This window comes from Variovorax terrae (assembly GCF_022809125.1).
Classification (GTDB): Bacteria; Pseudomonadota; Gammaproteobacteria; order Burkholderiales; family Burkholderiaceae_C; genus Variovorax_A; species Variovorax_A terrae.
The window spans coordinates 1-18015 of sequence record NZ_JALGBI010000002.1; the positions used below are offsets into that span (position 1 = coordinate 1).

Here is an 18015-nt window from a genome sequence, read left to right on the forward strand (position 1 = left end):
CCTGGCGACAACGTGACGATCACCGTCAAGCTGATCGCCCCCATCGCCATGGAAGAAGGCCTGCGCTTTGCCATCCGCGAAGGTGGCAAGACCGTGGGCGCCGGCGTCGTCGCCAAGATCATGGAGTAAGCAGCCATGTCGACCAAGCAAAAAATCCGCATCCGCCTCAAGGCTTTCGACTACAAGCTGATCGACCAGTCGGCCGCCGAGATCGTTGACACCGCCAAGCGCACCGGCGCCATCGTCAAGGGCCCCGTGCCCCTGCCGACGCGCATGAAGCGCTTCGACATCCTGCGTTCGCCGCACGTCAACAAGACCTCGCGCGACCAGCTCGAAATCCGCACCCACCAGCGCCTGATGGACATCGTCGACCCGACCGACAAGACCGTCGATGCCCTGATGAAGCTCGACCTGCCGGCCGGCGTGGACGTGGAAATCAAGCTGCAGTAACAACCACAGCAAAAGGGAAGGGCCCCCGGCCCGTCCCCTCTTTGGCCCCTGCGGGGAACGCGGACTTGCCTGAAAAGGAGGTTCGCGTTATAATTTTCGGCTCTGCCTGTTTTGGCTGCGTTGCTTCATGGGGCGCAGCCGCTGCCGGCGGAGTTTTATTAACCTTCTTTCACGTACGCAACCCGTACAACGCTGTCGCCAATTGAAGTGGCAGCGGTGGAAGTTTTGGAGAAACAAATGAGTCTGAGCAACTCCCTCGGGTTGCTGGGCCGCAAGGTGGGCATGATGCGTCTGTTCACCGATGACGGGGACGCAGTGCCCGTCACGGTGGTGGATGTGTCCAACAACCGCGTGACCCAGGTCAAAACCCAAGAGAACGACGGCTACGTGGCCCTGCAGGTCACGTTCGGCGCACGCAAAGCTTCGCGCGTGTCCAAGCCGCAAGCCGGCCACCTTGCCAAGGCAGGTGTGGAAGCCGGTGAGATCATCCAGGAATTCCGCGTCGCCGCTGACACCGCAGCCCAGTACAAGGCTGGTGCTTCCGTGCCCGTGACGGCCGTGTTCGCCGTGGGCCAGAAGGTGGACGTGCAGGGCACGACCATCGGCAAGGGCTTCGCCGGCACCATCAAGCGCCACCACTTCGGTTCGCAGCGCGCCTCCCACGGTAACAGCCGCTCGCACAATGTGCCCGGCTCGATCTCGATGGCGCAGGATCCGGGCCGCGTGTTTCCGGGCAAGCGCATGTCGGGCCACCTCGGCGACGACACCGTGACCACTCAAAACCTCGACGTGATCCGCATCGACGAAGCGCGTCAACTGCTCTTGATCAAGGGCGCTGTTCCGGGCTCCAAGGGTGGCTTCGTGACGGTGCGTCCGGCGATCAAGGCCAAAGCATCCAAAGGAGCGAACTGATGCAGCTCGAACTCCTGAATGACCAGGGCCAGGCCGCGTCCAAGGTGGACGCGCCCGAGACCGTGTTCGGTCGTGAATACAACGAAGATCTGGTGCACCAGATCGTGGTCGCCTTCCAGGCCAATGCCCGCCAGGGCACGCGCGCCCAGAAGGACCGCGAGCAGGTCAAGCACTCGACCAAGAAGCCTTTCAAGCAAAAGGGAACGGGCCGCGCCCGTGCCGGTATGACCTCGTCGCCGCTGTGGCGCGGGGGCGGCCGGATTTTCCCGAACAGCCCGGAAGAAAACTTCACCCAGAAGATCAACAAGAAGATGTACCGCGCCGGCATGGCCTCCATCTTCTCGCAACTGGCCCGCGAAGGCCGCCTGGCCGTGGTGGATTCCCTGAAAGTGGAAACCCCCAAGACCAAGCCGCTCGCCGCCAAGTTCAAGGCGATGAATCTGGAATCGGTGATGGTGATCGCCGACGAAGTGGACGAAAACCTGTACCTCGCTTCCCGCAATCTGGTGAACGTGCTCGTGGTCGAGCCGCGTTACGCCGATCCGGTGTCGCTGGTGCATTACAAGAAAGTGCTCGTCACCAAGGGCGCGATCGACAAACTCAAGGAGATGTTCGCATGAGCACGCTCAAGTTTGACGAAGGCCGTCTGATGCAGGTGCTGGTCGCCCCGATCGTGTCCGAAAAGGCCACGATGGTTGCCGACAAGAGCAATGCCGTGACGTTCAAGGTGCTGCAGGATGCCACCAAACCCGAGATCAAGGCCGCCGTGGAATTGATGTTCAAGGTTGAGGTCAAGGGCGTTTCTGTGGTCAACACCAAGGGCAAGACCAAGCGTTTTGGCAAGTCCATCGGCCGCCGCGACAACGTGCGCAAGGCCTATGTGACGCTGAAGCCGGGTCAGGAGCTGAACCTTGCCGGGGAGGCCGCGTAAATCATGGCAGTCATCAAGATGAAACCGACCTCGCCCGGCCAGCGCGCCGTGGTCAAGGTCACGCGCGATCACCTGTACAAGGGTGCGCCGCACGCCGCTCTGCTGGAGCCCCAGTTCCAGAAGGCCGGCCGCAACAACAACGGTCACATCACGACCCGTCACAAGGGCGGTGGCCACAAGCACCACTACCGCGTGGTGGATTTTGTGCGCAACAAGGATGGCATCCCGGCGAAGGTCGAGCGCATCGAGTACGACCCGAACCGCACGGCCCACATCGCCCTGGTGTGCTATGCCGACGGCGAGCGCCGCTACATCATCGCTCCGCGCGGCCTGGAAGTCGGCGCTTCGCTGCTGAGCGGCTCGGAAGCCCCGATCCGCGCCGGCAACACGCTGCCGATCCGCAACATCCCGGTGGGTTCGACCATCCACTGCATCGAGCTGCAGGTGGGCAAGGGTGCGCAGATCGCGCGCTCGGCGGGCACCTCGGCCACGCTGCTGGCCCGCGAAGGCACCTACGCCCAGGTCCGCATGCGCTCCGGTGAGGTCCGCAAGGTCCACATCGAGTGCCGCGCCACCATCGGTGAAGTCGCCAATGAAGAACACAGCCTGCGCCAGCTCGGCAAGGCCGGTGTGAAGCGCTGGATGGGCATTCGCCCGACGGTGCGCGGCGTTGCGATGAACCCGATCGACCACCCGCACGGTGGTGGTGAAGGCCGCACCGGCGAAGGCCGCCATGCTGTGGACCCCTGGGGTAACCTGACCAAGGGCTATCGCACCCGTAATAACAAGCGCACACAAGTCATGATTGTGTCGCGTCGCAAGAAGTAAGGGGTAACAAATGACTCGCTCTCTCAAAAAGGGTCCGTTTGTTGACCATCATCTGGTGGCCAAGGCCGACAAGGCCGTGACCACCAAGGACAAGAAGCCGATCAAGACCTGGTCGCGCCGCTCCATGGTCCTGCCCGAGTTCATCGGCCTGACCATTGCCGTGCACAACGGCAAGCAGCACGTGCCGGTCTACATCACCGACCAGATGGTGGGCCACAAGCTGGGCGAATTCGCCCTGACGCGCACCTTCAAGGGTCACCCGGCCGACAAAAAAGTCGTGAAGAAATAAGGAAAGACCATGGAAACACGTGCAGTCCTCCGGGGCGTTCGTCTGTCGGTCGACAAGGGCCGTCTGGTCGCTGACCTGATTCGCGGCAAGAAAGTGGATCAAGCGCTGAACATTCTGGAATTCACCCAGAAAAAAGCCGCGGTGATCATCAAGAAAGTGGTGGAGTCCGCCATTGCCAATGCCGAGCACAACGACGGTGCCGATATCGACGAGCTGAAGGTCAAGACCATCTACGTCGAGCAGGGTGCCACGCTCAAGCGCTTCACCGCGCGCGCCAAAGGCCGCGGCAACCGCATCAGCAAGCCCACGTGCCATGTGTACGTGACGGTCGGCAACTGAAAGGCCTGGAAGAACTATGGGACAGAAAATCCATCCTACCGGCTTCCGCCTGTCGGTCAGCCGCAACTGGGCCAGCCGCTGGTACGCCAACAACCGTGACTTCGCCGGCATGCTGGCCGAAGACATCAAGGTGCGCGAGTACCTGAAGGCCAAGCTCAAGAACGCCGCGGTTTCCCGCGTGCTGATCGAGCGTCCCGCCAAGAATGCCCGCATCACCATTTTCTCGGCTCGTCCGGGCGTGGTGATCGGCAAGAAGGGCGAAGACATCGAGGCCCTGAAGAAAGAACTGGCCAGCCGCCTGGGCGTGCCGGTCGCGGTCAACATCGAGGAAGTGCGCAAGCCCGAAATCGATGCCCAGCTGATCGCCGACAGCATCACCCAGCAGCTCGAAAAGCGCATCATGTTCCGCCGCGCCATGAAGCGCGCCATGCAGAACGCCATGCGTCTGGGCGCCCAGGGCATCAAGATCATGTCCGCCGGCCGCCTGAATGGCATCGAAATCGCCCGTGCCGAGTGGTATCGCGAAGGCCGTGTGCCGCTGCACACCCTGCGCGCCGATATCGACTACGGCTTCTCCGAAGCCAAGACCACCTATGGCGTGATCGGCGTCAAGGTCTGGGTCTACAAGGGCGACACCCTGGGCCGCAACGACCTGCCCGCCGTCGAGACGCCCCGTCCCGACGACGAGCGCCGTCCCCGTGGCCCGCGCCGCGATGCCCGTCCGGGCGACCGTCCTCCCGCACGCGGCCCGCGCCGTCCTGCCGGCGGCAACGTGGCACCGGCCGATGGCAGCGACAAACCCGCCGAGGCAACTGGAGCCGACGCACAGAAAACCGCCGTTAAGCGCGTCCGCAAGGTTGCCGCGCCAGCTGCAGCAGCTGACGGCGCCAAAGGAGAATAACCATGCTGCAACCCGCTCGCCGCAAATACCGCAAGGAGCAAAAGGGCCGCAACACCGGCATCGCGACCCGAGGCAACTCGGTCGCGTTCGGTGACTTCGGTCTGAAGTCCACGGATCGGGGCCGCCTCACGGCACGCCAGATCGAAGCCGCGCGCCGCGCGATTTCCCGTCACGTGAAGCGTGGCGGCCGTATCTGGATCCGTGTGTTCCCCGACAAGCCGATCTCCCACAAGCCCGCAGAAGTGCGGATGGGTAACGGCAAGGGCAACCCCGAGTACTACGTGGCTGAAATCCAGCCGGGCAAGGTGCTGTACGAGATCGTCGGCGTGCCCGAAGAGCTCGCCCGTGAAGCGTTCCGCCTGGCTGCTGCGAAGCTGCCGCTGCGCACCACGTTCGTCAGCCGCCAGATCGGCGCGTAATCAGGAGAATGAGAAATGAAAGCTGCTGAACTGCGCCAGAAAGACGTTGCCGGCCTGCAAACCGAGGTCAAGGAGCTGCAAAAAGCCCACTTTGGCCTGCGCATGCAGAAAGCCACGCAACAGCTGAACAACACCAACACGCTGCGCACCACGCGCCGTGACATCGCACGTGCGAAAACCATTCTTGCTGAAAAGCAAGCCGCCAAGTAAGGAGCCCACATGACGGAAGCTAAAAAATCCCTCAAGCGCACCTTGATCGGCAAGGTGGTCAGCGACAAGCGTGCCAAGACCGTGACCGTGCTGGTCGAGCGCCGTGTGAAGCACGAGCTCTACGGCAAGATCGTGGGCAAGTCGAGCAAGTACCACGCCCATGACGAAAAGGGCGAGTTCAAGCTGGGCGACACCATCGAGATCACCGAAAGCCGCCCGATCTCGAAGACCAAGAACTGGGTCGCCACCCGCCTGGTTCAAAAAGCGGCAGCCGTCTAAGTTTTCACGAACTTCAGCTGCAAGTTGCAAGGAAACGGCCCACAATGTGGGTCGTTTTTGTTTTTGGGCGCCGCTTTTTCGGGCCGCGCCATGTCCCACCCTTCTGACAGGAGCACAGCATGATCAAAGTTGGAGATACCCTTCCCGCCACCACCCTGATGGAATTCTCGGAAGTCGAGGGCAACGGCTGCAGCATCGGCCCCAACCCGGTGGACGTGGCCAAGGCCACGGCCGGCAAGACCATTGCGCTGTTTGCGCTGCCGGGCGCCTTCACGCCCACCTGCTCGGCCAAGCATGTGCCGGGCTATGTGGAGAAGTTTGCCGATCTCAAGGCGGCCGGCGTGGACGAGGTCTGGTGCCTGAGCGTGAACGACGCCTTCGTGATGGGCGCCTGGGCGCGCGACCAGAAGACCGACGGCAAGGTGCGCATGCTGGCCGACGGCAGCGCCGACTTCGCCCGGGCCGTGGGCCTCACGCTGGACCTGACGGGCAAGGGCATGGGCGTGCGCAGCGCGCGCTACTCGATGCTGGTGAAGGACGGCAAGGTCGTCACGCTCAATGTCGAAGGCCCCGGCAAGTTCGAGGTCAGCGACGCGGGCACGCTGCTGGCGCAAGCCCGCGGCTGAACAGCAAGCGCTTCTAATTTGATAGCAGTCCGCGTCCGCAGGGCGCGGACCTCCGGCCGAAAAGCCTCAAAGATCCGCCTTGAGGTAGTGTGCCCCGGGCACCGGGTTGTGGTAGTAGGGCGGAATCTCGGCAAAGCCCAGGTCCTCGTACAGCGCGCGGGCCGCTTCCATTTCGTCCAGCGTGTCGAGCAGCACGCAGTCGTAGCCGGCGCGGCGCGCCGCATCGAGGATGGCTTCGGCCAGCTGCCGCCCCAGCCCGAAGCCGCGAAAGGCGCGGCGTACATAGAGGCGCTTCATCTCGGCGGCATTGGGATAGTCCACCGTGTCCAGCGGGCGCAGCGCGCAGCAGCCCGCCGGCGCGCCGTCCACCAGGGCCAGCAGCAGCGTGCCGCGCGGCTCCGCATAGTCGCCGGGCAGGGCGGCCAGCTCGCTGTCGAACGCCTGGAAATAGAGGTCGATCGCCAGGCCGGCGGCGTATTCGCGAAACAGCTCGCGCGTGGTGTCAATGTCTGCGGCCTGTACGGGGGTGATCAGCTGTATCTGAGGAGTTTCCAAGGGCATCCCGACTACGATGTTGCGTTTCAAGTTTAACTTTCCCGGAAAGCCCGCATGCGCCCTCGTTCGTTTATTCGTTTCCGCTGGGTGGTTGCCCTGGCCCTGGCCGCCATTTCGGGCTGCCAGACCGTGCAGACCACGCAGCCCGGTGCCGTGGGCATCACGCGCACGCAGAGCATGGCTGTCAGCCGTGAGCAGATCGACCAGGCCTCGGTGCAGGCCTACGGCAAGATGCTGCAGGAGGCACGCGCCAAGAACACGCTGAACCGCGATCCGGCCATGGTGGCGCGCGTGCAGGGCATCGCGCGGCGGCTGATCGCCCAGACCGGCGTGTTCCGCAGCGACGCGCCGGGCTGGCGCTGGGAAGTGAACGTGTTCCAGAGCGATGAGGTCAACGCCTTCTGCATGGCGGGCGGCAAGATCGGCGTCTACTCCGGCCTGATCAACAAGCTGCAGGTGACCGACAGCGAACTGGCGGCCGTGATGGGGCACGAGATCGCGCACGCGCTGCGCGAGCATGTGCGCGAACAGGTGTCGCTGCAGTACGCCGCGCAGCTGCCGGCGATCCTGATCTCGGCCGTGACCGGCAGCCAGGCGCTGTCCCAGCTTGGCGACATGGTGGGTAGCGTCACGCTGGGCCTGCCGCGCAGCCGCCAGGCCGAGAGCGAGGCCGATGACATCGGCGTGGAGCTGGCCGCGCGCGCCGGCTACGACCCGCGCGCCGCGATCACGCTGTGGCAGAAGATGGCGCGCCTGGGCGGCGGCCGCCCGCCCGAGTTCCTGAGCACGCACCCCTCGCCCGCCACGCGCCAGCAGGACCTGGCCCGCTCCTCGCAGGTGGTGCTTCCGCTGTACCAGCAGGCGGGCGGGCGCTGAGAGCCTGTTCATAGTCTCCCAGGGGCCGCGTTGGGACGCAATCGGGATGAGTTGGCCGCCAAGATCACGCCGCATGGGCTCATGCCCATGCAAGGGATTTGGTGGGCAAATCGCCCGATTTCGTCCCAACCCGCAGGGCAAGCACCTTGCCGGGCGGTCTGCTGCGTTGCAAAGCCTCGCCGGGCATCAGCCCGGCTTCGTTTTGCGCCTTGCAGCCCATCCCGGCAAGGTGCTTGCGCGGCCCCTGGGAGACTATGAACAGGCTCTGAGAGCGTCAACCCGTTCGCAGGCAGCTTGCTCCTGAATCAGGAGCAATCAAGCACCGCCCTGCCTGGACATCGGGCGGATTTGGCTTGAAATTCCTCAGCCACCCAGCCCCACCAGCCAGCCGACGCCGGCGGCGCAGGCGGCGAGCAGGATCGCGGCCATCAGGCGCGAGGCGGCATCGTCGCGCGAGGACGGAACGGGGCGGGGGACCTCCTTGTCGCCCACGATCATCGCGCGCACCAGGTTCTCCTTTTTCTTCACGAGGTAGAACAGGATGGCGGCCACGTGCAGCAGCACCAGCGCGAGCAGCACCCACTGGCCCACGGCCTTGTGGTACCAGGTGGCCTGGCTCACCGTGGCGCCCGAGACGAAGCGGGTCAGCGGTCCGGCGAACGCGATCTCATCGTCGCTGAACAGCCCGGTGCCGACCTGGGCGCACAGGAAGATCAGCAGCGCGAACACCGAGGCCGCGCCCAGCGGGTTGTGGCCCACCAGGTGGTCCGGGTGGCTGCGCCCCCGCAGGTAGCTGCCGATGGCGGCGGGCGAGTAGAGAAACGAGGCAAAGCGCGACCAGCGCCCGCCGACCAGGCCCCAGACCAGGCGGAACAGCAGCAGGCTCAGCACCGCGTAGCCGAAGCGGAAATGCCACACCATGGCATTGCCGCCCGCATAGGCCGTGATGGCCAGCGCGATGACGCAGGCGGCCAGCGCCCAGTGGAAGATGCGGGTGGGCAGATCCCAGACGCGGACCTTGTTCGACATGGGTGATCCCTCTTGATGTGGTGGGGTGGATGACGCAGGCGCATCGCTGACTGCATTGTGCTGCGCAGAAACGACAGCCGGTTAGTAGATTCCCGCAGCCGTTGGTTCCGGCAGAACTTTTTCGCGAAGAATGCACTCTGCTGAATTCCAGCCATATCAACCCACGAAGGAAACGTTCCATGAAAGCAATCGCCTCGCTCGTCGTGGCTGCCGCCGCCGTCACCCTGGCCGCGCCGGCATCTGCCCAGTTCGCGAAGCCGGAGGATGCCATCAAGTACCGCCAGAGCGCGCTGTTCGTGATGGGCCAGCATTTCAGCCGCCTCGGCGCCATGGCCAACGGCCGGGTTCCCTTTGATGCCAAGGCCGCCGCCGACAATGCCGAAGTCGTTGCCGACATGTCCAAGCTGCCGTGGGCCGGCTTCGCCCCCGGGACCGACAAGGCCGCGCCGACCAAGGCCAAGCCCGAGGTCTGGGCCGAGCAGGCCAAGTTCAAGGACTACAACGAGAAGCTCGTGGCGGAAACCACCAAGCTGGCCGCCGCCGCCAAGACCGGCAACCTGGACAACCTGAAGGTGGCGTTCAGTGCCACCGCGGGCGCCTGCAAGACCTGCCACGACGCGTTCCGCAGCCAGTGAGCTGAGCTTTTGCGGGCGCTATGGAAAACATAGCACCCAATGACCGCTGCACTTGGACCAACGGCCAATTTCTCGCGAAATTGGCCGTTGTTGCTGGAGCGCCGCCGGAGTTCAGGTTTCGGCCAGCAGCTTTTCGATCAACTGGTGCAGCTCGCCGAAATCGGGCTCGCCCACATAGCGCTTCACGATGGCGCCGCGCTTGTTGACGATGTAGGTGGTGGGCGTGAGCTGCACCTCGCCCCAGGCCTTGGCCACCGCGCCGGTGTTGTCGATCGCCACCTTGAACGGCAGCTTGCGGGTTTCGGCGTAATTCACCACGTAGGCCGGCGGGTCATAGCTCATGGCCACGGCCAGGGTGTCGAAGCCCCGGTCCTTGTACTTGTCATAGGTGGCGACGACCCGCGGCATCTCGGCCACGCAGGTGACGCAGCTCGTGGCCCAGAAATTCACCAGGGTCACCTTGCCCTTGAGGTCGGCCGTGGTCTGCTTGGAGCCATCGAGCAACACGAACGTGGATTCCGGCGCGGACGACGGGCCCGTGCTCAGCCAGACGCCGGCACCGATTGCCAAGACTGCCGCTGTTGCGGCAACATACAGGATTCGTTTCATTTCAAGGGAGGTCCCTATGGACCGACGCCAGTTTAATTCCGTTTCAGCGGGCACGCTGGGCGCGCTGCTGATCGCCACCTACGAGCAGGCCCATGCGTTGTCGCTGGGGGACCTGACCAACGCGGAGGCCTCGCAGGGCCTGAAAGCCGCGCTCGAAAAAGGCGCCCAGACGGCGGTCAGCCTGCTCGGCAGACCAGATGGATTCCTTGGCAACGCAAAAGTTCGCATCCCGCTGCCCGGATTCCTGGACGACGCGGCCAAGCTCCTCAAGACCCTGGGCCAGGGCAAGCGGGTGGACGAGCTCGTCACCGCCATGAACCGGGCGGCCGAGCAGGCGGTGCCGATGGCCAAGGACCTGCTGGTGGGCGCCGTCAAGTCGATGAACGTGGACGACGCCAAGAAGATCCTGACCGGGGGCGACAACTCGGTCACCCACTTCTTCGCCGAAAAGACCCGCGCGCCGCTGGGCGTCAAGTTCCTGCCGGTGGTGACCCAGGCCACCGAGAAGGTGGGCCTGGCCGACAAGTACAACCAGGTGGCGGGCAAGGCGGCCGGCCTCGGCCTGATGAAGAAGGAAGACGCCAACATCCAGCAGTACGTGACGGGCAAATCGCTCGACGGGCTGTACCTGGTGATCGGCGACGAGGAAAAGAAGATCCGCCAGGACCCGGTGGGCTCGGGCAGCGCCATCCTGCAGAAGGTGTTCGGGGCGATCCGCTAGGGGATCGTCAGGCCACCTTTGCCAGCTCGAGCACCAGGATCGAGGGGAGCTGCGCCCGCAGGCTGTCGCGGCTGATGCGCGTCATGCTGTTGCTCATCCAGCTCGCCATCTCGAAGGTGTTGGACTGGATGGCGATTTCCAGGAACGGGAAGTTCGGGTCGGTCTTGTGCAGGTCCTTGCGCAGCTCGTCCAGGTCGCGGTCGTGCAGGCGCTCGTCGATGATGATCAGGTGCGGCTTGTCCAGCTCGCAGAAGCGGACCGCCTGGAGCGAGCTCGGCACGCTGTCCATCACCAACCCCATGCTGCGGCAGATCTGCCGGATGTTGGTGCGCAGGGTCTCGTCCGTGCTCACCAGCAGGATGCGGTGGCCCGCGAGCGGCTTGGACTCGCTGTGCATCGCGGAGTCGCCGTCCACGTCCATCTCGACCGCGGTCAGCCCCTCGAGCTGCTTGACGGTGCGGGGAAACTCGATCATCAGCATGGTTTCGTCGGGAGACGCCACGCGGTCCAGCGTCACGCCCATGGCCCGGGCGGTCTGGGACAGCAGGTGCCAGCTCAGGCTTTCTTCCTCGCCGCCGATGGCGTCGGGCCGCTCACCGGTGGCCACCGTCTGGCTGGCCTTGATCAGCAGCAGGCCATGCTCGGGCCAGTTCTTGATGTCCAGCGACACCACCAGGCGCTGGCCGCGGCTGGCGGCCCAGACGATGGCGGCATCCACCAGGCTGGACAGCAGCCCCGGGTCGACGATGATCTCCACCGGCTTGATGCTGCGGTACAGCTCCTTGCCGTGCTGCTGAAAGTCGGCCGTGTGCTCGTCCAGCGCCTGGTTCAGGATGGCGTCCAGGCTCAGGCGCTCGTGCGACTGGCGCAGCCGGCCCCCGGCCAGCCGGGCGATCTGCTGGCTCTGCATGGCCACCCGGCGGGCCAGATCGATGGTGTCGTGCAGCAGCCGCAACTGCGCCCGAGAAATTTTCTGCGTTTTCGTGAAATTCTGGACAATGTGTTGCGCCGTTGCCAACGGTCCGGACAGTTCCGCGCCAATGATGCCGGCCAGCAGGCAGTCGGATTTGTCCGGCTCGGGCGCCACGCTGGCGTCCGAGCTGGCTTTCGATGCCGTCAGGGGCGACGGTGCCGTGCCTAGAAAGCCGCTGGTGGACTGCATGAAGAAGCCTTTTTAATCCCTGGAACAACGTCCTGCCGCCACCAGACAGGCTGGCCGCAGGATTTATGTAACAGAATTTAACAAACAACGGCGTGGCCGGCCACCCCTGCGCGCCGCGCCTGGCCGTCAACTGGCGGCGGCGAGTTTCTTGCGCGCCGTGGCCAGCGCCTCGTCGAGATAGGCGCCGTAGAAATCAGGCACGGCCACGCCCACCAGGCGCGGGGCCAGCTCCTGGCCGCGGGCATCGAAGAACAGCACGGTGGGCGTGAAGCCGGCCTTCCAGCGCTCGGCCAGTCCGGCGCCGGTGGCGGGCTGGCCCTTGAAGTCGTGCACCACCTGGCGGCGGTCAGTCACGTCGATCTGCCAGGCGTGCAGGCCTTCGGCGCGCAGCGGCAGCAGGTAGCTGCGGCGCACCAGCTCGCAATAGGGGCAGCCCGGCAGGCTGACCAGCAGCACCAGCGGCTCGCCCCGGCGTGCGGCGGCGCGCGCTGCCACCTGCAATGACGCGGGCACGGGCAGCGCGGAATCGGCGGCCCGCGCGGGCCTGCCGGACAGCGCCGCCAGGCTGGCCAGCCCGGCGACGGCGCGGCGGCGGGTCCAGACGGTGCCGGCCATCAGATCGCTCCGCTGCTGCGCAGCTCGGCCAGCCGCGCCGCGGAACAGGCCAGCAGCTCGCCCAGCACCTCCTCGGTGTGCTGGCCCAGCAGCGGCGGCGGCAGGTCGGCGCGCACCGGCGTGGCGCTGAACTTCATGGGGCTGGAGACCAACTGCAGACCGCTGTTGAGCGGGTGCTGCCATTCGGTCACCATGCCGCGCGCCTGCACCTGGGGGTCGGCGAACACTTCGGCCAGGTTGTTGATGGCGCCGCAGGGCACCTTGGCGGCTTCCAGCGCGGCCAGCCAGTCGGCCTTGCTGCGGGTTTTCATGAGGTCCTGCAGGATCGGCACCAGCGTGGCCCGGTGCCGCACGCGGTCCTGGTTCCGGACGTACCGCGGGTCGGCGCCCAGGTCGGGCCGGCCGGCGACGCTGCAGAACTTCGCGTACTGGCCGTCGTTGCCGACGGCCAGGATCAGGTGGTCGCGGCTGCCGTCGGCCGCCGGTGCGACCTCGAACACCTGGTACGGCACGATGTTCTGGTGCGCGTTGCCGGCGCGCCCCGGCGCCTGGCCGCTCACGAGGTAATTCGCGCCGAGGTTGGCCAGCATCGCCACCTGCGTGTCCAGCAGCGCCATGTCCACCTGCTGGCCTTCGCCGGTTTTCTCGGCGTGGCGCAGCGCGGCGAGAACGGCCACGGTCGCATACATGCCGGTCAGCAGGTCGGCCACCGCCACGCCGACTTTCTGCGGCCCGCCGCCGAGGTCGTCGCGCTCGCCGGTCACGCTCATCAGGCCGCCCATGCCCTGGACCGCGTAGTCGTAGCCGGCCCGCTCGCGGTACGGACCGGTCTGGCCGAAGCCGGTCACGCTGCAGTACACCAGCCGCGGGTTGATGGCCTGGAGCGAGGGATAGTCCAGCCCGTAGCGCGCCATGTCGCCGACCTTGAAGTTCTCGACGAACACGTCGCAATGGCGCACCAGCTCCCGCACCAGCGCCTGGCCCGACGGCTGCGCGATGTCGCAGGTGATCGAGCGCTTGTTGCGGTTGGCGCCCAGGTAGTAGGCGGCTTCGGCGGTGTCGTGGCCGGCCTCGTCCTGGAGGAACGGCGGGCCCCAGCTGCGGGTGTCGTCGCCGGTGCGGGGGCGTTCGACCTTGATCACGTCGGCGCCGAGGTCGGCCAGGGTCTGGGTGCACCAGGGGCCGGCGAGAACGCGGGACAGGTCGAGAACGCGAATGCCATCGAGAGAGTTCATGTGCAGCATTTTCGGGGCAAACCGATAATCGGGTGATGCACCGTCCGTTCACCGCGGCAGTCCTCGGGGCCTCCCTGCTGCTGGCTGCCTGCCATCCCACGTTCAACTGGCGCGAGGTCCGTGCCGACCCGGCGGGCCTCACGGTCCTGCTGCCCTGCAAGCCCGACGAGGGCGCGCGCCGGGTGCCGTTCGGCGATCGCGAGGTGGAGTTGCGGATGCTGGGCTGCGACGCCGGCGGCGCCACGTTCGCGGTGGCCTACACCGATGCCGGGGACGCGGGGCAGGTGGTTGGCGCGCTGGCCCTGTGGAAGGCCGCGACGCTGGCCAACATGCGGGCGGCGGGCGCGCCGAGTGAAGCGGCGGCCGAGATCAAGGGCGCGGACGGGTGGCCCGCGCCTGTGCGGGTCAGCGCCGCGGGCCGGCGCGCCGACGGCAGCGCCGTGACCGCGCAGATCGTCTGGTTTGCCCGGGGCACGCGCATCTTCCAGGCCGTGATGTACGCCGACAAGCCCGAGCCGGAAGCGGCCGAGACCTTCTTCTCCGGAATCAGCCTTTCATGAATTTCCTGCCGCGCCGCACGGCGCTGGTCCTGTTTCTCGCCTTTGCGATCGCGTATTTCTTCTCGGCGCTGCTGCGCGGCATCACCGCCACGCTGGCGCCGGTGCTGACGGCGGACTTTGCGCTGAATTCGCGCGACCTGGGCCTGCTGGCCGGCGGCTATTTCCTGGGTTTCGCGATCATGCAGCTGCCGCTGGGCCAGTGGCTGGACCGCCACGGGCCGAAGAAGGTGCTGGTGTACTTTGCCGGGGCCGCGGTGCTGGGCTGCGTGGCGTTCTCGCTGGCCACCGGCTTTGCCGAACTGCTGGCCGCGCGCGTGCTGTGCGGCGTCGGCGTGAGCGCCTGCCTGATGGCGCCGCTCACCGCCTTTCGCCGCTGGCTGGAGCCGATGCAGCAGCTGCGCGCCAACTCGTGGATGCTGATGACCGGCTCGCTGGGCATGGTGGCGGCCACGCTGCCGGTGCAGTGGCTGATGCCGGTGGTCGGCTGGCGGCCGCTGTTCTGGGGGCTGGCGCTGCTGATCGCGCTGTCCTCGCTGCTGATCGCCTGGCAGGTGCCGGCCTGGGGGGCCGTGGAGGCCGGCGAAGAAGCGGACGCGCCGCGCGCCGGCTACGCGGACGTGTGGCGCCACCCCTACTTCCGGCGCATGATGCCCATTGGTTTCTTCAACTACGGCGGCATGGTGGCGATGCAGACGCTGTGGGCCGGCCCGTGGATGATCCAGGTGACCGGCAACACGCCGCTGCAGGCCGCCACGGGCCTGTTCTTCATCAACGTGGCGATGCTCTGCACGTTCTGGAGCTGGGGCATGCTGACGCCCTGGCTGATGCGCCGGCGCCTGCTCCAGGTGGACCGCCTCATCGCCTGGGGCCTGCCCCTGAGCTTCGCCGTGCTGGCCATGATCATCGTCGCGGGCGAGAAGGCCGGGGCGGGGGCCTGGGCGGTTTTCTGCGTGTCGTGCACCTTCGTGTCGCTGGCCCAGCCGGCGGTGGGCATGGCTTTTCCTGCGCCGCTGGCGGGGCGGGCGCTGTCGGCCTACAACCTGGTGCTGTTCGCCGGCGTCTTCATGGTGCAGTGGGGCATCGGCCTGGCGGTGGACGCCTTTGCCGCGGCCGGCCTGTCGACGGTGGGCGCGTTCCAGGCCGCCATGAGCGTGTTCCTGGTGCTCAGCATGGCCTCCTATGCCTGGTTCCTGCTGGCGAGAAGCCATAATCAAGCAGCGCACGCCCCATCATGAACAACAGCATCCTCATCATCGCCCACGCCCCGCTGGCCAGCGCCCTGCGGCAATGCGCCTTGCATGTGTTCCCCGACTGCGCCCCGGGCGTGGCGGCCCTGGATGTGCAGCCCAACGTGCCGCCCGAGGAAACCCTGGCGGCCGCGCGCATCGCGCTCGAGCAGCTCCACACCGTGCACACGCTGGTGCTGGCCGACGTGTTCGGTGCCACGCCCTGCAACGTGGCGCAGAAGCTGGTGGACGGCGTCAAATCGAAACTCATCACCGGCGTGAACCTGCCCATGCTGCTGCGCACCGTGAACTACCGCCACGAGTCGCTCGACGCCCTGGTGTCGCGCGCCGTGGTGGGCGGAACGCAGGGCGTCATGCAGGTGGCCATCACCGCGCCGCAGAATCAGGCGAGAAGAAAGAAGAATGATCAAGACCACCACGACCATCAGCAATAAGCTGGGCCTGCATGCCCGTGCCTCGGCCAAGCTCACCAAGCTCGCCGGCAGCTTCCCCTGCGACGTGTGGATCGCCCGGGGCGAGCGCCGCGTGAACGCCAAGAGCATCATGGGCGTGATGATGCTGGCCGCCGGCATCGGCACCGCGGTCGACCTGGAAACCATCGGCGAGCGCGAGCAGGAGGCGATGGACGCCCTGCTGGCCCTGATCGCCGACAAATTCGGGGAGGGCGAATGAAGCCGCTCCCGGCCCGGGCCGCGCGCCGCGCGCCGCCTTTGATTCGCCGCGCCGGACGGCCTGCGGCGGCAGGGGCCTGACATGACCTTCAGCATCCAGGGTCTGGCCGTCGCCCGGGGCATCGCCATCGGGCGGGCCGTGCTGGTGGCCTCCAGCCGCATGGATGTGGCGCATTACTTCATTGCTGCCGGCCAGGTGGAGGCCGAAATCGCGCGCGTGCGCGCGGGCCGCAACGCGGTGGTGGAGGAAATCCACCGCCTGCAGCACACCATCGCGCAGATGGACCCGCGCGAAGCGCCGCCCGAGCTGACCGCACTGCTCGACGTGCACCTGATGCTGCTGCAGGACGAAACCCTGATCACCGGCGTGAAGCACTGGATCACCGAGCGGCTGTACAACGCCGAGTGGGCGCTGACCACCCAGCTCGAGGTGATCGCGCGCCAGTTCGACGAGATGGAGGACGAGTACCTGCGCGAGCGCAAGGCCGATCTCGACCAGGTGGTCGAGCGCATCCTGCGCCACATGAAGGGCGTGGCCTCCCCGGTGGCGCCGCCGGCCGTGCGCCGTCGCACGCAGCAGGACCTGCTGCTGGACGACACGGTGGATGTGCCGCTGGTGCTGATCGCGCACGACCTGTCGCCGGCCGACATGCTGCAGTTCAAGCAGAGCGTGTTCGCCGGCTTCGTGACCGACGTCGGCGGCAAGACCTCGCACACCGCGATCGTGGCGCGCAGCATGGACATCCCCGCCGTGGTCGGCGCGCGCGGCACCAGCCAGCTGATGCGCCAGGACGACTGGGTCATCATCGACGGCGATGCCGGCGTGGTGATCGTCGACCCCTCGCCCATCATCCTGGCCGAGTACGGTTACAAGCAGCGCCAGGGCGAGGTCGAGCGCGAGCGGCTGTCGCGGCTGCGGCACACGCCCGCCGTCACGCTGGACGGCCACAAGATCGAGCTGCTGGCCAACATCGAGATGCCCGAGGATGCGCCCGCCGCCGTCAAGGCCGGCGCCGTCGGCGTGGGGCTGTTCCGCAGCGAGTTCCTGTTCATGGGCCGCCAGGGCAACCTGCCGGGCGAGCAAGAGCAGTACCAGGCCTACCGGCGCGCGGTCGAAGGCATGCAGGGCCTGCCGGTGACCATCCGCACGGTGGACGTGGGCGCCGACAAGCCGCTGGACCGCGCGCTCAAGGACGACGCGCACCTGAACCCGGCGCTGGGCCTGCGCGCCATCCGCTGGAGCCTGGCCGATCCGGCGATGTTCCTGACCCAGCTGCGCGCCATCCTGCGCGCCGCCGCGCACGGCCAGGTCAACCTGCTGATCCCGATGCTGGCCCATGGCAGCGAGATCCGCCACACCCTGGCCCTGATCGACCATGCGCGGGCCGAGCTCGACAACAAGGGCGTGGCCCATGGCCCGGTCAAGCTCGGCGCCATGATCGAAATCCCGGCGGCGGCGCTGTCGCTGCGGCTGTTCCTCAAGCATTTCGATTTCCTGTCCATCGGCACCAACGACCTGATCCAGTACACGCTGGCGATTGACCGCGCCGACGAATCCGTGGCGCACCTGTACGACCCGATGCACCCGGCCGTGCTGCGGCTGGTGGCCGACACCATCGCCGAATGCCATGCCCAGGGCAAGGGCGTGAGCGTGTGCGGCGAGATGGCGGGCGACGTGGTGTTCACGCGGCTGCTGCTGGGCCTGGGCCTGCGCAGCTTCTCCATGCACCCGGCGCAGATCCTCGCGGTCAAGCAGGAGGTGCTGCGCGCGGACGTCGCTCGGCTGCAGGGCTGGGCCCGGCAGGTGCTCGAGTCCGACGACCCGGCGGCGGCGCTGGCGCCCTGAGGGGCCGGGCTCCCACGTTCATGGGATGGGGGCCGCGCGGGCGGGAGAGAGAATCGGATGAACCATGGAG

At 66.6% G+C, this 18015-nt stretch carries 27 protein-coding genes; 21 read left to right on the plus strand and 6 right to left on the minus strand.

Annotated elements, in window-relative coordinates:
• From MMF98_RS15245 to MMF98_RS15305, 13 genes are all read left to right on the plus strand, one after another.
• The coding region (locus MMF98_RS15245) for an EF-Tu C-terminal domain-related protein (RefSeq protein WP_481000464.1) at window positions 1–129 on the plus strand (129 nt) is incomplete at its 5' end.
• Window positions 130–135: 6 nt separating this feature from the next.
• The gene (gene rpsJ, locus MMF98_RS15250; RefSeq protein WP_243307437.1) at window positions 136–450 is read left to right on the plus strand and encodes a 30S ribosomal protein S10; all 315 of its coding nucleotides are present in this window, start codon (window positions 136–138) and stop codon (window positions 448–450) included.
• Window positions 451–687: 237 nt separating this feature from the next.
• Window positions 688–1362 carry a 50S ribosomal protein L3 gene (gene rplC / locus MMF98_RS15255; RefSeq protein ID WP_243307438.1) on the plus strand — a complete coding sequence of 225 codons (675 nt, stop codon included), beginning with the start codon at window positions 688–690 and terminating at the stop codon, window positions 1360–1362.
• On the plus strand, window positions 1362–1982 hold the full coding sequence (gene rplD / locus MMF98_RS15260; protein ID WP_243307439.1) for a 50S ribosomal protein L4: 621 nt from the start codon (window positions 1362–1364) through the stop codon (window positions 1980–1982). The genes rplC and rplD overlap by 1 nt, the downstream gene beginning before the upstream one ends.
• A complete protein-coding gene (gene rplW / locus MMF98_RS15265) occupies window positions 1979–2293 on the plus strand; it encodes a 50S ribosomal protein L23 (RefSeq protein WP_243307440.1) in 315 nt (104 codons plus the stop codon). The genes rplD and rplW overlap by 4 nt, the downstream gene beginning before the upstream one ends.
• Before the next feature lie 3 nt (window positions 2294–2296).
• Window positions 2297–3121 (plus strand): 50S ribosomal protein L2, encoded by an 825-nt coding sequence (gene rplB / locus MMF98_RS15270; protein WP_243307441.1) that lies wholly within the window; start codon window positions 2297–2299, stop codon window positions 3119–3121.
• Between the two features lie 10 nt (window positions 3122–3131).
• Window positions 3132–3410 carry a 30S ribosomal protein S19 gene (gene rpsS / locus MMF98_RS15275; protein WP_243307442.1) on the plus strand — a complete coding sequence of 93 codons (279 nt, stop codon included), beginning with the start codon at window positions 3132–3134 and terminating at the stop codon, window positions 3408–3410.
• A gap of 9 nt (window positions 3411–3419) precedes the next feature.
• Window positions 3420–3749 carry a 50S ribosomal protein L22 gene (rplV, locus tag MMF98_RS15280; RefSeq protein WP_243307443.1) on the plus strand — a complete coding sequence of 110 codons (330 nt, stop codon included), beginning with the start codon at window positions 3420–3422 and terminating at the stop codon, window positions 3747–3749.
• Between the two features lie 16 nt (window positions 3750–3765).
• Window positions 3766–4650 carry a 30S ribosomal protein S3 gene (gene rpsC / locus MMF98_RS15285; RefSeq protein WP_243307445.1) on the plus strand — a complete coding sequence of 295 codons (885 nt, stop codon included), beginning with the start codon at window positions 3766–3768 and terminating at the stop codon, window positions 4648–4650.
• Between the two features lie 2 nt (window positions 4651–4652).
• Complete coding sequence (rplP, locus tag MMF98_RS15290) at window positions 4653–5069, plus strand: 50S ribosomal protein L16 (protein WP_243307447.1); 417 nt, start codon at window positions 4653–4655, stop codon at window positions 5067–5069.
• A gap of 15 nt (window positions 5070–5084) precedes the next feature.
• Complete coding sequence (gene rpmC, locus MMF98_RS15295) at window positions 5085–5279, plus strand: 50S ribosomal protein L29 (RefSeq protein WP_243307448.1); 195 nt, start codon at window positions 5085–5087, stop codon at window positions 5277–5279.
• Between the two features lie 9 nt (window positions 5280–5288).
• Window positions 5289–5558, plus strand: coding sequence for a 30S ribosomal protein S17 (rpsQ, locus tag MMF98_RS15300; protein WP_243307449.1), 270 nt, complete (start codon window positions 5289–5291; stop codon window positions 5556–5558).
• A gap of 119 nt (window positions 5559–5677) precedes the next feature.
• Window positions 5678–6184, plus strand: a complete 507-nt coding sequence (locus MMF98_RS15305; protein WP_243307450.1) for a peroxiredoxin — start codon at window positions 5678–5680, stop codon at window positions 6182–6184.
• 66 nt (window positions 6185–6250) lie between these two features.
• Here MMF98_RS15305 and MMF98_RS15310 read toward each other — a convergent pair whose 3' ends face one another.
• Window positions 6251–6745: a GNAT family N-acetyltransferase gene (locus tag MMF98_RS15310; protein WP_423837626.1), complete on the minus strand. Its 495-nt coding sequence runs from the start codon at window positions 6743–6745 to the stop codon at window positions 6251–6253.
• Between the two features lie 48 nt (window positions 6746–6793).
• On the opposite strand from MMF98_RS15310, the gene MMF98_RS15315 reads away from it, so the two are divergent.
• Complete coding sequence (locus tag MMF98_RS15315) at window positions 6794–7615, plus strand: M48 family metallopeptidase (protein ID WP_243307451.1); 822 nt, start codon at window positions 6794–6796, stop codon at window positions 7613–7615.
• Between the two features lie 363 nt (window positions 7616–7978).
• On the opposite strand, the gene MMF98_RS15320 is transcribed toward MMF98_RS15315, so the two are convergent.
• Window positions 7979–8644 (minus strand): cytochrome b/b6 domain-containing protein, encoded by a 666-nt coding sequence (locus tag MMF98_RS15320; RefSeq protein WP_243307452.1) that lies wholly within the window; start codon window positions 8642–8644, stop codon window positions 7979–7981.
• A 179-nt stretch (window positions 8645–8823) separates the two neighbouring features.
• On the opposite strand from MMF98_RS15320, the gene MMF98_RS15325 reads away from it, so the two are divergent.
• Window positions 8824–9279, plus strand: coding sequence for a c-type cytochrome (locus MMF98_RS15325; RefSeq protein ID WP_243307453.1), 456 nt, complete (start codon window positions 8824–8826; stop codon window positions 9277–9279).
• A gap of 111 nt (window positions 9280–9390) precedes the next feature.
• Here MMF98_RS15325 and MMF98_RS15330 read toward each other — a convergent pair whose 3' ends face one another.
• A complete protein-coding gene (locus MMF98_RS15330; protein WP_243307454.1) occupies window positions 9391–9888 on the minus strand; it encodes a TlpA disulfide reductase family protein in 498 nt (165 codons plus the stop codon).
• A 16-nt stretch (window positions 9889–9904) separates the two neighbouring features.
• Here MMF98_RS15330 and MMF98_RS15335 point away from each other — a divergent pair, with 16 nt between their 5' ends.
• Window positions 9905–10609 carry a DUF4197 domain-containing protein gene (locus MMF98_RS15335; RefSeq protein WP_243307456.1) on the plus strand — a complete coding sequence of 235 codons (705 nt, stop codon included), beginning with the start codon at window positions 9905–9907 and terminating at the stop codon, window positions 10607–10609.
• A 7-nt stretch (window positions 10610–10616) separates the two neighbouring features.
• On the opposite strand, the gene MMF98_RS15340 is transcribed toward MMF98_RS15335, so the two are convergent.
• From MMF98_RS15340 to MMF98_RS15350, 3 genes are all read right to left on the minus strand, one after another.
• Window positions 10617–11771: a hypothetical protein gene (locus MMF98_RS15340; protein WP_243307458.1), complete on the minus strand. Its 1155-nt coding sequence runs from the start codon at window positions 11769–11771 to the stop codon at window positions 10617–10619.
• Between the two features lie 126 nt (window positions 11772–11897).
• A complete protein-coding gene (locus MMF98_RS15345; RefSeq protein ID WP_243307460.1) occupies window positions 11898–12386 on the minus strand; it encodes a thioredoxin fold domain-containing protein in 489 nt (162 codons plus the stop codon).
• Window positions 12386–13621, minus strand: a complete 1236-nt coding sequence (locus MMF98_RS15350; protein ID WP_243307462.1) for a CaiB/BaiF CoA transferase family protein — start codon at window positions 13619–13621, stop codon at window positions 12386–12388. Before MMF98_RS15350 ends, MMF98_RS15345 begins: the two co-directional genes overlap by 1 nt.
• 35 nt (window positions 13622–13656) lie before the next feature.
• On the opposite strand from MMF98_RS15350, the gene MMF98_RS15355 reads away from it, so the two are divergent.
• The 5 genes from MMF98_RS15355 (at window position 13657) to ptsP (ending at window position 17945) form a co-directional block, all read left to right on the plus strand.
• Window positions 13657–14181 (plus strand): hypothetical protein, encoded by a 525-nt coding sequence (locus MMF98_RS15355; RefSeq protein ID WP_243307463.1) that lies wholly within the window; start codon window positions 13657–13659, stop codon window positions 14179–14181.
• Window positions 14178–15416, plus strand: a complete 1239-nt coding sequence (locus MMF98_RS15360; RefSeq protein ID WP_243307464.1) for an MFS transporter — start codon at window positions 14178–14180, stop codon at window positions 15414–15416. Before MMF98_RS15355 ends, MMF98_RS15360 begins: the two co-directional genes overlap by 4 nt.
• Window positions 15413–15862 carry a PTS sugar transporter subunit IIA gene (locus MMF98_RS15365; RefSeq protein ID WP_243307466.1) on the plus strand — a complete coding sequence of 150 codons (450 nt, stop codon included), beginning with the start codon at window positions 15413–15415 and terminating at the stop codon, window positions 15860–15862. Before MMF98_RS15360 ends, MMF98_RS15365 begins: the two co-directional genes overlap by 4 nt.
• Window positions 15831–16100 carry an HPr family phosphocarrier protein gene (locus MMF98_RS15370; RefSeq protein WP_243307469.1) on the plus strand — a complete coding sequence of 90 codons (270 nt, stop codon included), beginning with the start codon at window positions 15831–15833 and terminating at the stop codon, window positions 16098–16100. Before MMF98_RS15365 ends, MMF98_RS15370 begins: the two co-directional genes overlap by 32 nt.
• A gap of 81 nt (window positions 16101–16181) precedes the next feature.
• Complete coding sequence (gene ptsP / locus MMF98_RS15375) at window positions 16182–17945, plus strand: phosphoenolpyruvate--protein phosphotransferase (protein WP_243307471.1); 1764 nt, start codon at window positions 16182–16184, stop codon at window positions 17943–17945.
• The last annotated feature ends 70 nt before the right edge of the window (window positions 17946–18015 follow it).